We start from the raw sequence: 15,341 nt of genomic DNA on the forward strand, positions 1-15,341 counted from the left end.
ACGGACACGTTAAAACAACTTGAAGACAAACTTCCTGAAGGTGTTAATCCCATTATTCACTCTGACCAAGGTTGGCATTATCAATTGGACTACTATCGTGAAAAGATTGATTCATTGGGTCTAATCCAAAGTATGTCCCGCAAGGGAAATTGTTTAGATAATGCCCCTATGGAGAGTTTTTTTCACCTTCTCAAAATCGAATCGCTATCTGAAATCAAGAGCTGTAAGAACATAGCTGAGTTCACATGGCTCTTCAGAAAGTACATCAATTGGTATAATAACGACCGAATTTCGAACAAAACAAAAAACATGAGTCCGGTTGATTTCCGAACTCATGTCTTAGCTACTTAAAATATATTTTGTCTAACTTTTTTGTTGCACTTCAGATTTAATCCAATAAGTTTTTTTACTTAGATCACGGTTCTATAAATATAGATCATAATTACCAGCTATCCTAAAAGCAGATTTTTACGGCTTTTGAAATAGCTATGCTATAATTAAAAAATGTTAAGAAAGGATGTTGATTTTATGGCTTTACCAAAACGTAAAGATGTCCCTAAAGAACTCACTTGGGACGTTACAGCAATCTATGCTGACGATTCTGATTTTTACACTGACCTTGAGGTAGCTAAGACTTTAACCCAAGAATTTGTCACTAACTACCAAGGTAAATTAAACTCTGCCACCAAAATTGTAGCAGCTTTAAAACCTTTAGAAGTAATTGAAACTAAACTTTCCTGGTTAAGTCACTATGCGTTTTTACAACAGGCTAGTGATATGACTGATCCTCATTTCAACCAATTATTGCGTGATTTTTCCCATACTGAAGCCGAAATTTCCGCCCAATTGACCTTCTTTGAAAACGAAGTGTTAACTAATGATGTGGCAACCTTAGAAGCTGTGGGAGAACTTGATACTGCTCACGCTAATTTAGTTCGGACTTGGAAGAGGTCTAAAAAACACCTTCTCACACCTGAGGTCGAACAGGTACTTGCCAGTTTAAACCCTGTTTTTGCGGGACAAGAAAATCTTTATACAACTGCACGGGCAGCCGACTTTGATATGCCTGATTTTGAAGTTGATGGGGTTAAATACCCAATGTCTTTCGTTCTTTACGAAAACACTTACCAATATTACCCAAATCCTAAAGTACGGCATAAAGCGCACAAAATTTTTTCTGACGTTTTACGTCAACACCAAAATACGATTGCAGCTAACTACTACAACCAAGTCCTTAAAGAAAAAACGATGGCCACTATGCGCGGGTTTGATTCCGTCATTGATTACCTTTTAGATGGTCAAGAAATTAGCCGTGAAATGTTCGATCGTCAAATTGACTTAATTATCAATCAATTAGGACCGATTATGCAAAAGTACGTTAAACTCATTCAGTCAGAACATGGATTGGATAAAATGACTTATTCTGACTTACAAATTGCTTTAGATCCCGACTTTACTTATCCAACTAGCTTAGATGATGCGAAGAAGTACATGACTGAAGCTCTTAAACCTTTAGGATCAGATTACTTGAATTCGTTAATGCCCGCCTTTAAAGAACGCTGGATTGACTTTGTTGCAAATGCCGGCAAGGAATCTGGGGGATTCGAAACTACACCTTATGGGCTTCACCCTTATATTTTGATGTCTTGGACAGATACTTTACCTGATGCTTACACTTTGGTCCATGAATTAGGACATGCGGGAAACTTCATTGCCATCAATAAGCACAATCCAATTTTAGCCGGTGAACCCTCTCTCTACCTTATTGAGGCGCCTTCAACTTACAATGAGTTACTCTTAACCCACTATTTTGAAAGTCAAAACCCTAACCCACGGGCTTTGCGTTTCGCCTACACCACCATGCTAACTAACACCTATTTCCATAACTTCATCACCCACCTTTTAGAGGCAGCTTATCAAAGAGAGGTTTACCGCTTAATTGATGCAGGCCAAGGTTTTGATGGTGCGAAGTTAACGGAGATTAAGATGCAGGTGCAAAAGCAATTCTGGGGTGATGCCGTTGATATTGATGAAGATGCTGGTTTAACTTGGATGCGCCAAAGTCACTACTATATGGGCCTCTATTCTTACACTTACTCCGCAGGATTAACAATTTCGACTCAAGCCTATCTCCAATACCTCGATGAAGGTCAAACAGCAATCGACCGTTGGTTGGAATTTTTAGCCTTAGGTGATCAAAAAGCTCCATTGGAAGCGGCTAAAATTGCTGGTGTCGATGTCTCCACTAAAGAACCTTTGGAAAATACCATCGCCTTCTTAGGCCAAACCGTAGAAAAAATTATTAAGCTTACCAAGGAAATCAAGGCATAGTGCTTGTTAGTGAATTTTTACAAGCCAGCCAAGGTCTTGATGACAAACGGCAGGTCGTTTGGAAAAATGAAAAAGAAAAGTATCAGGCCTTAACCCGACTTCAGTCTCAAAGTCAGGGTTACCAATTGATTACCAGTGAAGATGGGGGTATAACTTTAAATGATTTACGAATAAAGTTACAAGCTCTTTCTAAAGACGAGCATCTTTTCTTGCCCGATGAACGACCTCTGCTAGGCTACCAAATTTTTCATCCCACGATTATTTGTCTTAATTAACCACAAAAGAACCCTAACACGAGACCAAAATCTCATGTTAGGGTTCTTTTTATGCTTCGGTTACGTCATCTTTGTATCCATCCTTGTATCCATCTTGATATCCTTGCCGATATTTACTCGATGAACTACCTTCTACTTTTTCATGTTTTTTATTTTTTACTTTCTTGTCTTCCTTAGCAGCATCATAGCCAGCACGGTAGCCTTGTAAATATTGTTCATTATTCATACGACTATGGCGATGATGATTAATCATAAAGAGCCAAAACCAAGGATTAGTGATAATACTTTGATGGTAGAACCCTCGCCGATAACGCGAACTTAGCTTTTGCTTTTGAAAAATATTTTGCGCTTGCGAACGTGTATAAGAACCACTCGTAGCATTACCGGCAAAGCCTTGATGGTTAGTTGTTTGCCCTGTTGAAGAATAAGACTTATTGCTTGAGGTTCGATAACTAGCATCTACGCTTGTGGCGTTTTTACTTGGTTTCACTGTCTTGTAAGAGCCTCAATTACCCGAGTCTTATGTGACCAAGGCCGACTATTGCGGTGATAATTGCCAAAGGAGCGCGTAGTAGTACGATAGCCTCGGCTCCGCCCGAAAGAACGTGCATTAGCAACCGGTAAAATGATTCCTAGTACTAGGATAAAAGTTGCTACCAAAAGGCTAGCTTGTTGAATTTGTTTTTTCAGTTTTAACCCACCTCAATTTTTTCGCTTTATCTAATACAGATTTATTGTATCGTAAAAAGCCCAGCACTTCAAAGGAAATGCTAGACTTCTGAATTTAATTTTGTTTTGCTAAAGCCACCGTCTTTTCAGCCAAAATAACTTGTGCATCAACAATTGGTTGGTCTGTAATTGGTTCTCTTTCTTGAGCAAGCGAAAGTTCTGTACAACCTAAAATTACGACGTCACAATTTTGTTCTATTATCATTTTAGCTACTGTATCTTGGTAAAGTTTCGAGTCGACATGATTCTTAACTTTAATTTCATCATAAATCAACTTAGTCGTCATATCCATGATTTCTTGATTTGGTCTGACAAGTTCATAACCTGCATCTAAGACGGCCTGGTCATAAATACCATGTTCAATCGTCCCTTTGGTTGCTAAAATACCAACCCGCTTTGCCTGAGGATAAATTTCCTTAATCGTAGCCACAGCTTCTTTAGGCATATGCAAGATTGGTGCTTGGGCAACCTTGCTCAATTCTTCGTAAAAATAGTGAGCTGTATTACAAGGCAAAGTATAGAATTTTGGCTTCAAAGTGTTGATAGCCTGAATATCTTCAATCATCGGAGTCAAAGGATTAGGTTGGCTATGATCTAAAATGTAAGCAGTTCGATCAGGAATTGTCGCATGGTTCAACAAAATATAGTTGAGATATTCTTGATCCTTATGCGCCGGTGTCGCCAGATTAACTTGGTGGATATAACTTTCCGTTGCCATCGTCCCCATTCCACCAATAATTGCAAAAAAGTTTTCCATTTTCTTTCCTCACTCCGCTTTTATTTGTCGTATTTAGCCAAAAATTTTTGGGCTAAGATATGATCACCTGGGTAAGGAATATCGGTTCCTCCCTCATGTAAGAACTTTTCTCGTCCCTTAGCTGCTAGGAAGACCACATCACCTGATTGAGCTTCTTTAATTGCTGCTTCTATTGCTTCTTGACGGTCGATAATCACGTGGGTTTCTACCTGTTTTTCATCTACATGTGCGCGAATTTCTGCAATAATATCACGGGGATTTTCTAAGAAATTATCATCACTAGTTAGATAGACTACGTCTGCATATTCTGTCACTGCTTGTCCGATATCAGCGCGACGTGATTGAGCTTTACCACCGGGGGCTCCAACAACCACAATTAAATTCCCAGGGTAATCATGTTTCAGGAACTTACATGCTTCGGTAATACTCAAATAATTATGAGCATAATCAACACAAGCTGTAACCCCCTTGTGATTATGTGCTAATTCCATTCGCCCAGGCACTAAGGTCTTTAGCAAAGCTTCCTGAATAGTTACAAAGTCAATGTCAACTATACTGAGACAAGCTAAAGTAGCTGCCAAAGCATTTTCATAGTTAAAAAATCCGGGGATTCTAATCCGTAATTGCCCGTTTAAGGCTACCAATTTAGCTTTTTCTGTTGTTATATCAAAGTAACCATTATCTTGCGCAACATAATGGTAATCTGCACTTTCGGTACCAAAAGTAACTATTTGGCCCTGAGCCTTTTGAACTAAGTAATCATAAACCTGTGTTTGGCGATTAACAATCACGTGTTTAGCATGTTCAACAATTTGACTTTTACAGTAAAGATAATCTTCAAAAGTTGGATGTTCAATCGGACTAATGTGGTCGTGCGAAATGTTTAAAAATACCGCCGTATCAAATTCTAAGCCATAAACTCGATTTTTCTTATATGCTTGGCTGGAAACTTCCATCACCAAATATTCTAGCCCATTATCAACCATTTGTCGCATCATCTTGAACAAATCTAAAGATTCCGGTGTTGTAAGATGAGCTTGTTGATAAGTATGACCATCTAGCATATTGGCAATCGTTGAAAATTGACCAACTTTACCAGGTGCAACTGTATTTAATAGCTGATGGGCAAAGTAAGCTGAAGTAGTCTTCCCTTTTGTACCGGTAAAGGCAATAATTTTCAAATTCTTTTGTGGGTTACCGTAAAACTCACGAGCTAAAACTGCCATTGCCTTAGTCTCATCTTTAACCATAATCGCAACTGCTTGCCCATATTCTGTGTTCTCATAAAGATTACGCGCTATAAAAATTTGACAGCCTTTTTCTAAAGCACTAGTTAAATAGTTTGGATTAAAGTTAATTCCCTTGCAAATAAAGAGGCTTTCCGGCTTAACAGTGCGTGAATCATAAGTTATATCTGAGAACTCTATGTGAGTTAAGTTAGCCGGTAAATCATAGTAATACCTATCTTGGTAAATAATATCTTTGAGTAAATTTTCTGCTTTTAAAAGTTCAATAACACGGACTAATTCCACTGTTAGTCACTCCCTTGATTGGATTTAGCGCTGTACAAAGTAACGTTTATAATTCCCTTTTAAAATGTGGAAAGCATAACGCATTAATAAGCGGTGCTTGAAACTATCCTTCTTATAAAAAGCCGTTGTCCCTTTTTGGCCTTTTTTCAAAAGTTCCATTGCCTTTTGCTTGTATTCATTATCTTTGGCGTACTTGTAGAAGACTTCTTCAGGAGCCCCCAACCAAACCTTTTGGACTTGACCATATTGAACTTGATCTTGTGGTTTATGGTAAACTTGATCGTCAACTAAAACTTCTGCTAAATTGCAACCATTTAAAGTACAGTAGTAGCTTGAACGGCCTTGACGAATGTTAATTTCGAAAACCTTAAAAATCCCATCACGTTCATCATACTTCAAATCAAAATCTGCAAAACCAACATAATTAATGCTTTCTAAAAATTTTTGAATATTATCAAAAATTTGTTGGTTTTGTTCTGGTAAGATTACCATATAGTTCCCAACCGCTGCTGGAGCTGGGTCTTCCAAAAGTGGATGACCCAACGCAATCATGCGCACCTTGTGGTCAGACCCAACATAAGCGTTAACCACACGCATATTTGAGTCATCCCCAGGAATAAAATCTTGGCAAATCATCTTACCCGTGTAACCAGCTTGGTAAATCTTAGGTAAAAGTTCATCAAATTCTTCACGTTTATCTAGAATGAAGGCTTTTTTGCGTCCTTCAAAGTGGACGTCTAGCCATTGGATACTATCAGAAGGCTTTAGAGCTACAGGAAAATTAAAAGGAAGTTCAATTGACGCAGGATTAGTCGCCATTTCTTTAGTTATTAATTGTGTTTTTGGAAAAGGAAGTCCATGTTCTGCTGCCACTTCGTAAAAACTTTCCTTGTTACCTAAGCGGTTAAACAACTCATTGTCAATATAGTTACAAATAAAGTTTTTTTGTAATTCAGCCACATGCTTAGAAACTAATTCGCTATAACCATCGCCACAAGCTACCAAAATGTAAGTTGTATCTGCATCCATTGTTTGCGTAAATTTTCGCAAAGTTTCAATGAAAATAGGATCACTATTAAAGTTCTCAACTAAATTAACATCTACAATCTTACTGTATTTAGTTGTCGCTAAAGCTGCTACCCCAAACGCAATACTCTTAACACCGTATGCTTCATGAAAGGAACGTGCCATCCCGTAACAATTAAAATCAGTTCCTAATAAAACAGGTTGTATTTTAATATCTGCCATAAGTTATTACCTTCAATTCTTCAAAATATATTATTTATGGTCCTTGTTCATCTCTGAACAGTTATACAAGGTAAAATGTACCATAAGAAAACCTTTTCACTCAAGGGGGTTATCAAAAAAATAACCTAATTCTCATGAATCAGGCCATTTCTTCTTATGCTTCCTTCACGGCTGGTTTAAAGTTATCAATAAAGTACAACTTATACCAGATTAAGAAAGTATAGATTGTCCAAAGCTTCCGACGACCGTCAACTTTACCTTCAAAATTGTCATCGGCTAATTGCAAGAGCTTGTCTTGGTCGAAAAATTCCTTCACAAAATCTTGGGCAAATAAGTCACGAACTTGTTGGTAGTATTTTTCTTCCCGTAGCCAAGCTCGGATTGGCACAGGGAATCCCATCTTAGGCCGGTGTGCCCATTCCTCTGGTAAATTACGGTTGGCAGCTTCTCTAAAGGCCCATTTGGTCCCCTTGTAGTTAAAAAGGTATTTGGTTGGCGTCGTTTGTGCAACAGCCATAATTTCTTTATCTAGCAATGGTACCCGTAATTCTAAGGAGTTAGCCATACTCATCTTGTCGGCCTTCAATAAGATATCTCCTGGCATCCATTGATGGATATCCACGTACTGACGCTTAGCTACTTCATCAATATCAAGGTCTTCTACCTTATCAAAGAATGGTTTCAAGATTTCATCCACGCTTGGACCGCAGTCATATTCCTGCTTCAAAATATCACTGGCTTCTTCAGGTGAGAAAATATAAGCTTGACCTACGAAATCTTCACGAGCAGGTGCTAAAGCGTGGTAGAGGTGTAAACGACCGTGGAAATTCTTTGCGTTTTTGAGCTTTTCCCCCAACGCATAACGTTGCTTACGTGGTAATTTCTTTAACTGGTCAGCTAACCAACGAATTGCTTTCGAGTTAGTATTGAAACCATAATCTGTATAACCTGCAAAGAGTTCATCGGCCCCTTCTCCAGATAACATTGCCTTGTAACCATTGTCCTTGGCTAACTTAGTCAAGAAGTACAATGGTACTACTGAAGGATTGGAATCTGGTTCATCTAAATAATATTGAATGGTTGGAAAAGCATTAAATGCCGTTTCATTTGTCAACTTCATATCCGTATTCTTCAAGCCTAAGCGTTTGGCTAATTCACGGGCATCCTTAGTTTCATCGTAAGTTGAGTCAAAACCAATGGAGAAAGTCATGTCTGGGCGCATCATAGCTGTTACATAACTAGAATCAACCCCGGCTGATAAGAAAGAACCAACCTTGATTCCTTCATCTGCAAAACTGTGGGCCTTAACCGATTCCTTCACAGCGGCTTCAATCCGGTCTACAGCTTGGTCAAAGTTCATATCTTCAGCTTCAAAGTTCGCATCCCAGTATTCTTCAATCTTTAATTGACCATCCTTGTAGTGGAAAAAGTGGCCAGCAGGTAATTTGTAAATACCCTTGAAGAAAGTTTCTTCAGTAGCAGGATATTGGAAAGTTAAATAAGGTTTTAAAGCTTCCTTGTTTAATTCCAATTTGAAGTCTGGGTGGTCTAAGAAGGCCTTGATTTCAGAACCTACAAAGAAAGTTTCTCCGATTTTACCGTAGTAAACAGGCTTAATCCCAAAATGATCGCGCGCACCAAAAAGTTCTTGTTTTTTTCGGTCCCAAATAATGAAACCAAACATTCCACGCAAACGCTTGGTAATGTTTTGGCCCCATTCTTCATAGCCATGCAAAATAACTTCGGTATCCGCATGAGTTGAGAAAGTGTGACCAGCACCTTCTAATTCTTGTCGCAATTCTTTAAAGTTATAAATTTCACCGTTAAATAAAATAGCTTTGGAATCATCCTCGTTGAAGATTGGTTGATTCCCACTCTTAACATCAATGAAGCTCAAACGACGGAAACCTAAAGCTGCATGTTCATCTACGAATTTTCCACTGTCGTCAGGTCCGCGGTGGATAATCCGATCCATCATTTTTTGAATAATTGTTTCTTTCATTTGTAAACTATCGTCGTTTACATAAGCAACAAATCCACACATAATTCTTCTCGTCCTCTCTAATATTACATATTGAAAAGTATACCACTACAATCATATCAATTTTCGTTAAAAAAGCAATAAATTTCCCTTAAACTAGTGAAAAAGCACGATTTTCATTTAATTTTGAAAATCGTACTTTCTTATTTTACTCTGCGATTAACTTTCTGTGCATGTTGCAAGTCAGGACCATCTACCCGACTAGCTAACGCCCAGTAGTAAAAAGCTAAGCTAGCCACAATAATGAGTCCAAAGTCACTAGGATACTTTAACAAGCCAATGCCACCAAAAGTATGGTCACCCAGATAAGAAATTAAGGCAATAAAAGCTAAGTAGGCTAACATCCAGCCACTTCCCTTAAGAATTTGTCCCCAGTTAGATTGATTGTAACGAGCTTGGTAATAGAAATAAATCGGTAAACCCAATGCAATAACTCCGATAACATTAATCGTTGTAGGCCACATAGTCCAGTAAATAGCTAAACTAGTCACTACAAAAGAAAGTGGTGCAATAAAGTTTAAACCACGCAATTTAACTGGTCGTTTAAAATCGGGACGCATTTTCCGTAAAGCAGCTGCCGTTACTGGACCAGTTAAATAAGCAATTAAGGTCGAAGCAGCTACGATACTGGCTAACATACTCCAATTTCTAAAAATCGAAACCATAATCGCTGACACAACAAAACTAGTGGCAACTGCAATTCTTGGTGTCATATAACGACGATCCAAACGCCCTAACCAGGCTGGTAAGTTGCCATTCTTAGTCATAGCCGCTAGGGCCCTACCAGTTGTTGCTACAAAAGCTACCCCCGTTCCAAACGGTGAAACAAAAGCATCCATGTAAAGCAAGACTGCCAACCAATGTAAACCTAACATGATGGCCACATCAGCAAACGGCGATGCAAAGTTCACCCCGTGCCAGCCACTCTTGGCCAAAGTTGCTGGATCAATTGCTCCGATAAAGGCAACTTGTAAGAAAATATAAATGATAGCTGAAATCCCGAGAGAAATAATTACCCCACGTAATATGTTCTTGCTAGGATTCTTAATTTCGCCTCCAATATTAATTACCGTTTGGAAGGCATCATAGGAAAAGATAATCCCTGAAATTGCTGTTGCTTCAAAAACTGATTTTAACCCATAAGGCATAAAGCTTTGGGTTTGACTAGTAAAATTCTCTCCGTGAAAACCAGAAATAATTAACATTACAATGGTAAGCGCTGGTAGACCTAATTTAAAGATTGAAATCAGATTTGTAAAGCGTGTTAAAAGTTGAACTGACCAAAAATTTAAGAGGGTAAAGACTAGTAAGAACAGCATAACAACCCAGAGACCGTGACTAGAGATGTTCCCATTTTCCATGAAACTTTGCGTCCACTTGGACCATTTCCAAGGCCAAGTCGACATATACTGTACTGAAGCGACCGCTTCAATAGGGATAATCGTCACCAAAGAAACCCAATTGGCCCAGGCCGCAATAAATCCTAATAAAGATCCATGACTGTACTGAGCGTAGCGACTCATTCCACCACTTTCAGGAAACATAGCTCCAAGTTCCACATAGTTGATAGCGATAATTATCATAATGACCGCCCCAATAATCCATGAGAAAATCGCAGCTGGTCCGGCAATTCGTGCCGCTTCCCCGGCCCAAAGCAGCCAACCAGAACCGATTAAAGAACTAAGAGCTAGCATAACCGCCGCAAAAAGACTGATTTTATTTTTTTTCATTAATAATTTTTCTTCTTTCTCAATTATTTGGCAAAAAAGCCTGGCAAACACCAGGTTAAGCTTTTTATCAAAGTAAAAAATCCCCGTTTTGCCACCGTATTTAGTTTACTGATGGGCCAAACCGTCGTTTCTATTCCAAGAAAATTAAACAAAAATCACACTGGTATTAGCAGTATTCCGCTTAGCGACGACTCGACCCTTACTGGGGGCTTGGACAAATGGCAATATCGTTTTTTTATATTTTTGTAATAACATGCTAACACCTCTTTCCCTTCTTTATACTCCGTCTTCTATTGTAACAAAGACTTGCTTAAGGTCAATAAAAAATTCTAAGATAAAAAGAGATGTAGTAATTAGTAATAATGGTCCACCTACGTGGCTAAAAATAGTAAAATCAGATTTTTTCTCGCTGAGTATTTGTTAACTCTTTTACTTGGCGATTTTTTCAAAAGCAAGATAAGGTTACCTTAGCTACTTTTTATTTTATAATAAAAGTTAAAATAACTTCTTTTTTATAAATAATATCCTACTCCATTTTTACTATATATCTGGTATACTATCTTTAGAATAATTTAAAGGAGTGTCTAACACCTAATGTCAAAGCAAAGATTAGTTATCAATTATGCGACTATTTTTGTTTTGTTGTTGCTCTTTGTCTTTTTTCTAGTAGATCTCCTCTTCCGTCAGATCAATCAAAATAGACAACAACAAAGCCGAGATTATGCACAGGCCCTCACCGGTCAAATCGTTAATCAAGTTGATTATGAACAAAAACTTATTCGCTCAGTAAGCTTAGACAGGCCAGCTCAACTTTCACAAAAACTAAGCCAACTTAATCCGGAGATTTTAGGAATTCATGTTAGTTCTGCTAAAAAATCTTCCTTAAAGGTTGAAAATACCCAATTAGTTCTAACAGTAGCAGATAAAAGGCAAAGCCATGTAGTTGATCTTTCTAAGTCACAATTTTTTGCGCAATTACAAAATTTCGACCTTTTTCAAGAAAACTACTACTTCAAAATTCAAAATCAAAAAGGGCAAACCATCATTACAAATTTAGAAAAAAATAAGGACTTCAATCCAATTAAAGTTAACTTTAATGTTTTACCTCAAACAACTTGGACCTTACAAATTCAACCTAGGTATGGTTGGCTTACAAATTTTGATTACTTAGCTCTAGTTACCTTTGGATTCTTGCTACAAATTACCCTCTTTATCACTATCATTTCTATTCCTGGATTTAATCGCAAAATGAAAGAAAAAATTGCTATTATGCCTGGAATGCAGGGAGATGACCTCACTATGTTGCCTAACAAAGCTGATTTCCAAGAGGAAACTGCTATCCTAGATAGTAAGGATTTACCTTATGGTTTAATCTACATTGATTTAAATTTTCTTAAATCTCTTAACGAAGCGCATGGTTATGCCGTGGGAGACCGTGTTTTAGTTGAAACTGCACAAAGAGTCACGCATATTTTGAAAAACCAAGGGCAACTTTACCGCCTTGAAGGAGACGACTTTGTAGCTTTGATTCCGCAAAAACTTTCTCCCAATGCCTACGAAAGTTTATTAGAAAAAATCGAAAGCCATATCCAAAAAGAATTGCATATCAAAGGAATTTCCTTTGTTATTGATGCATCTTTAGGTTATGCTTGTTATCCTAAGGACGGTAATACCGCAGAAGAAATTTTAGCTGCTGCTGGTCACCAAATGCATAAGGAAAAAATCCTCAAACGTAAAGGTTAAAAAAGAACCATCAGAAAATTACGCTATAAAACGTTGCTTTTCTGGTGGTTCTTTTTATTGCTCTCGGAAATTTTTCTCTACTTTTGAAGTACTTCATCAAGAACTAAAAGATAAATTTGTCGTGTCGCTAAGCTAGCTACCTTGCGCAAAGTAAAATGCAAACGGTAAGTATTATCCCAGGTAAGTATCAGATTTACCGGACTAACATCTTGATGTACTCGCATAACAGCTTGCTTCAACTTTTGACCTAAGGAGGTCAAGGAATTATTTATAATTTGATCTATGAACTCAAAATCGGTGCGATAACCACCTTGGTCTAGCATCCTTTTTATCTTCTTACTTAAGTAGAGTACTTTTAATTTTTGACCATCATCACCAATCAAAAAGAGCCGACTGTGAGATGTAATCTGAAGTGAGCTAAGTTGGTCATATAGTTCTTCATCGCTTTGATTTTCCCAACCCATCGCTTGCATTTCTAAATTTATAATTTGTTCATCTAACAATAAAGCCGGCATAATAGTAACCTTGAATTTTTTCACAGCCAATTTCATACAAGAAATCATATTGTGCACGCGTTTCAACCCCTTCAGCTAACGTATGCATCCCTAATTTTTTAGCCATGTTAATTACTGACGATACAATTTCTTTTGATTTATCATTCAATTGGCGCATAAAGGCTCCATCTAATTTGATACCATCAAAAGCAAAGTCCTTTAAGGTATTTAACGATGAGTACGCCGAACCAAAATCATCCATCCAAATACTGTAACCCACTTGATGTAGACGCATGATAGCTTTCTGAATTAACTTAGGATTTTCCATCGCCGTTGATTCCGTAATTTCAATTCGTAGATATCGTCTATCAAGCCCATAACGCTGGAGAGTAGTCTCAATGTAGTCTACACAATCAAAAAATTCAAAATCATCCCGTGATAAGTTAATTGCAACTGGTACTACTGGGCGACCAGCATCCAAGGCTTGACGCAAATCCTGACAGGTCTTTTCAATTACGTACATGTCAACCTTATAACAAAGATGACTTGCTTCTAGAATAGGTACATAAATACTAGGTCCTAATAAGCCATACCGAGGATCATGCCAACGAGTGAGTGCTTCAAGACTTGACGGTTTCCCCGTTAAAACACGTACAATTGGCTGATAGTGTAGTTTTAAATGTCCAGCTGCAATTGCTTGGTCGAGGTTTTCCCGTAAATAACGAGCTTGTACCATCTCTTCTCGTAATTCTTCAGAATAGACTGTCCAATAGGTATTAGCTCGAAAACGATTTTTCCGACAAGCAGCTTGCGCAAAATCACAAGCCGTAGGCACATCAACTTGGTTTTGATAAAAATAAATCCCAGCCTCAACTTTTTGCCCCCTCCGCATCATTTCCTGATGAACACTCGCAACTAGATCCAAGGTATCCGAACCTTGATAACCTACAACAAAATTATCCGCAGCTAAACGGGTTACTAGTTTAGTAGAAAATTTTGTCTGTAATAACTGACCAAACTCTGTTAATAACGTATTCCCCTCTTCAATGCTATGGCTGGCATTATATAACTGAAAATCTAAAAAATTGAAGTGCACAATGGCCGTAATTTGTTTTTTAACCTTTTCTGTTTCCTGGAAAAAATGTACTAGATTGTAAGTCTTGGTAACCGTATCTAATTGATCTGATAATAATAACTTGGCTTCTAGTTGTTTTTGGACCATACGTCCCACAATTGTCGTCGTCAATATAGGCCCATAGCTCTCTAAAGTTGTCATAGCTTTCAAATGTGGCCCAAGAATTCCCCAAAATCCTTGCAATTTATCGCCAATTAACAAAGGCCAAAGAGCTAAGGTGGTGATTTCTTTTTGTTCTAGAAGTTTAACCAAATCAGCGTTTAAAGCCATGTCTTGTCCCACATTCTGACTAAGAACCGCTTCTTTAACCTTAATTTGATCTAAAAGAGTTTGCTTTAGCGATGCATCTAACAGTTGATTTTCTCGCGTCCAACTATAAATCGCTTGCTCAAATTCAAAATTATCTAATTCCAGGAAGAAAACCTCTTGGGCCTGACTTGCCTGCCCAACTTGCGATAAGAACTCTGTCAAAATTACTTTAAAATTACTTTTCCCTAAAATTGTGGGCATAACCTGGGTAATTAGGTGTTGGAAATCTGCCTGATAATGCATATCTTGCTTCAATTTTTTTCCCCCTTAAATTTTACAACATTGCACTACTAGTTGCGATAAACTTCCTCCCCGTAAAGTCTTTGTCCATTAATTCGGACCTTTGCTGTTAAAAGCACATTACCATAAATTTTACTTCCGCTAACTCGGGCTTGCCCCGAGACTTCAGCATGACCATGAATTTGACTGTCCTCAATTTGTGCGTCATCTTTAACTTCAACAAAATTAAAAACTTCTGACTGTCCACTAATCACAGCATGATCAGAAATCTGAGCCTTATCATAAATATGACTTTCACCTTTAATAAGCGCCGCATCTGAAAGGTCAGCATAACCATAGACTTGGGCTTGGTCAAGAATTTGCACTTGCTCACTTAGTTTAGCATGGCCAAAAACTCGACTTTGCCCTGTAATATGTGCACTGTCACTAACTTCAGCTTGGTCAAAAACTTGAGCTTGTCCTTCAACTACAGCTTCATCTTTAACGTGCGCATCACCAAAAACTACAGCTTGATCAAAAACAAAGCAAGTGCTAGTTTGAGAAAGGTTACTTTCACTTTGTAAATAGCCACCCAAATCCCCCGCTTTAACTTGTCTTTTCCCAACTTGAAAGTCCTTTACGGCTTTAATACGATATAAAATAACCCCATCAAGTGTCAATGTGTCTTGCAAAACCAATTCGTACTTCTTTCCCACTTAAAACCCTCATTCCTATAGTATTCTAGTTAATATTTTATCACTTTTTCTCATTCAAGAATAGATTTTGCATTTGATTTTT

Annotated in this window: 13 protein-coding genes; 4 read left to right on the forward strand and 9 right to left on the reverse strand. The window is 37.9% G+C overall.

The window, feature by feature from the left end:
- The 3 genes from JCM10991_RS16605 to JCM10991_RS09075 form a co-directional block, all read left to right on the forward strand.
- Positions 1–351: IS3 family transposase (locus JCM10991_RS16605; protein WP_025021246.1), on the forward strand; the 351-nt coding region annotated here is incomplete at its 5' end.
- Positions 352–528: 177 nt separating this feature from the next.
- Positions 529–2,331, forward strand: coding sequence for an oligoendopeptidase F (gene pepF, locus JCM10991_RS09070; protein WP_025021247.1), 1,803 nt, complete (start codon positions 529–531; stop codon positions 2,329–2,331).
- Positions 2,331–2,606 (forward strand): hypothetical protein, encoded by a 276-nt coding sequence (locus JCM10991_RS09075; protein ID WP_025021248.1) that lies wholly within the window; start codon positions 2,331–2,333, stop codon positions 2,604–2,606. Before pepF ends, JCM10991_RS09075 begins: the two co-directional genes overlap by 1 nt.
- Before the next feature lie 49 nt (positions 2,607–2,655).
- On the opposite strand, the gene JCM10991_RS09080 is transcribed toward JCM10991_RS09075, so the two are convergent.
- The 6 genes from JCM10991_RS09080 to JCM10991_RS09105 all read right to left on the reverse strand — a co-directional run bounded on the left by JCM10991_RS09080 (position 2,656) and on the right by JCM10991_RS09105 (position 10,643).
- Complete coding sequence (locus tag JCM10991_RS09080; RefSeq protein ID WP_025021249.1) at positions 2,656–3,096, reverse strand: hypothetical protein; 441 nt, start codon at positions 3,094–3,096, stop codon at positions 2,656–2,658.
- A 294-nt stretch (positions 3,097–3,390) separates the two neighbouring features.
- Positions 3,391–4,092, reverse strand: a complete 702-nt coding sequence (locus tag JCM10991_RS13525) for an aspartate/glutamate racemase family protein (RefSeq protein ID WP_035188641.1) — start codon at positions 4,090–4,092, stop codon at positions 3,391–3,393.
- Between the two features lie 20 nt (positions 4,093–4,112).
- The gene (murE, locus tag JCM10991_RS09090) at positions 4,113–5,624 is read right to left on the reverse strand and encodes a UDP-N-acetylmuramyl-tripeptide synthetase (protein ID WP_025021250.1); all 1,512 of its coding nucleotides are present in this window, start codon (positions 5,622–5,624) and stop codon (positions 4,113–4,115) included.
- A 24-nt stretch (positions 5,625–5,648) separates the two neighbouring features.
- Complete coding sequence (locus JCM10991_RS09095; protein ID WP_025021251.1) at positions 5,649–6,872, reverse strand: carboxylate--amine ligase; 1,224 nt, start codon at positions 6,870–6,872, stop codon at positions 5,649–5,651.
- 154 nt (positions 6,873–7,026) lie between these two features.
- Complete coding sequence (gene asnB / locus JCM10991_RS13530; protein WP_035188645.1) at positions 7,027–8,916, reverse strand: asparagine synthase (glutamine-hydrolyzing); 1,890 nt, start codon at positions 8,914–8,916, stop codon at positions 7,027–7,029.
- A 140-nt stretch (positions 8,917–9,056) separates the two neighbouring features.
- Positions 9,057–10,643: an APC family permease gene (locus tag JCM10991_RS09105; protein WP_025021252.1), complete on the reverse strand. Its 1,587-nt coding sequence runs from the start codon at positions 10,641–10,643 to the stop codon at positions 9,057–9,059.
- A gap of 594 nt (positions 10,644–11,237) precedes the next feature.
- On the opposite strand from JCM10991_RS09105, the gene JCM10991_RS09115 reads away from it, so the two are divergent.
- Positions 11,238–12,386: a GGDEF domain-containing protein gene (locus JCM10991_RS09115; protein ID WP_025021253.1), complete on the forward strand. Its 1,149-nt coding sequence runs from the start codon at positions 11,238–11,240 to the stop codon at positions 12,384–12,386.
- Positions 12,387–12,463: 77 nt separating this feature from the next.
- Here JCM10991_RS09115 and JCM10991_RS09120 read toward each other — a convergent pair whose 3' ends face one another.
- From JCM10991_RS09120 to JCM10991_RS14610, 3 genes are read right to left on the reverse strand one after another with little or no spacing between them, the layout of a single operon-like run.
- Positions 12,464–12,901, reverse strand: a complete 438-nt coding sequence (locus JCM10991_RS09120; RefSeq protein WP_025021254.1) for a hypothetical protein — start codon at positions 12,899–12,901, stop codon at positions 12,464–12,466.
- On the reverse strand, positions 12,879–14,579 hold the full coding sequence (locus JCM10991_RS09125) for an EAL domain-containing protein (protein ID WP_025021255.1): 1,701 nt from the start codon (positions 14,577–14,579) through the stop codon (positions 12,879–12,881). The genes JCM10991_RS09120 and JCM10991_RS09125 overlap by 23 nt, the downstream gene beginning before the upstream one ends.
- Positions 14,580–14,614: 35 nt before the next feature.
- Entirely contained in the window at positions 14,615–15,259 is a 645-nt protein-coding gene (locus tag JCM10991_RS14610; protein ID WP_023859536.1) for a hypothetical protein, read from the reverse strand.
- Positions 15,260–15,341: the final 82 nt, after the last annotated feature.

Origin of the sequence: Ligilactobacillus equi DSM 15833 = JCM 10991, from assembly GCF_000615765.1 — a bacterium.
GTDB lineage: Bacteria > Bacillota > Bacilli > Lactobacillales > Lactobacillaceae > Ligilactobacillus > Ligilactobacillus equi.

Coding starts and splice junctions, on each gene's coding strand:
- JCM10991_RS09115 (WP_025021253.1), top strand. CDS start 11,238: ATGTCAAAGCAAAGATTAGTTATCAATTATGCGACTATTTTTGTTTTG.
- JCM10991_RS09120 (WP_025021254.1), bottom strand. CDS start 12,901: ATGCCGGCTTTATTGTTAGATGAACAAATTATAAATTTAGAAATGCAA.
- JCM10991_RS09105 (WP_025021252.1), bottom strand. CDS start 10,643: ATGAAAAAAAATAAAATCAGTCTTTTTGCGGCGGTTATGCTAGCTCTT.
- pepF (WP_025021247.1), top strand. CDS start 529: ATGGCTTTACCAAAACGTAAAGATGTCCCTAAAGAACTCACTTGGGAC.
- JCM10991_RS09095 (WP_025021251.1), bottom strand. CDS start 6,872: ATGGCAGATATTAAAATACAACCTGTTTTATTAGGAACTGATTTTAAT.
- asnB (WP_035188645.1), bottom strand. CDS start 8,916: ATGTGTGGATTTGTTGCTTATGTAAACGACGATAGTTTACAAATGAAA.
- JCM10991_RS13525 (WP_035188641.1), bottom strand. CDS start 4,092: ATGGAAAACTTTTTTGCAATTATTGGTGGAATGGGGACGATGGCAACG.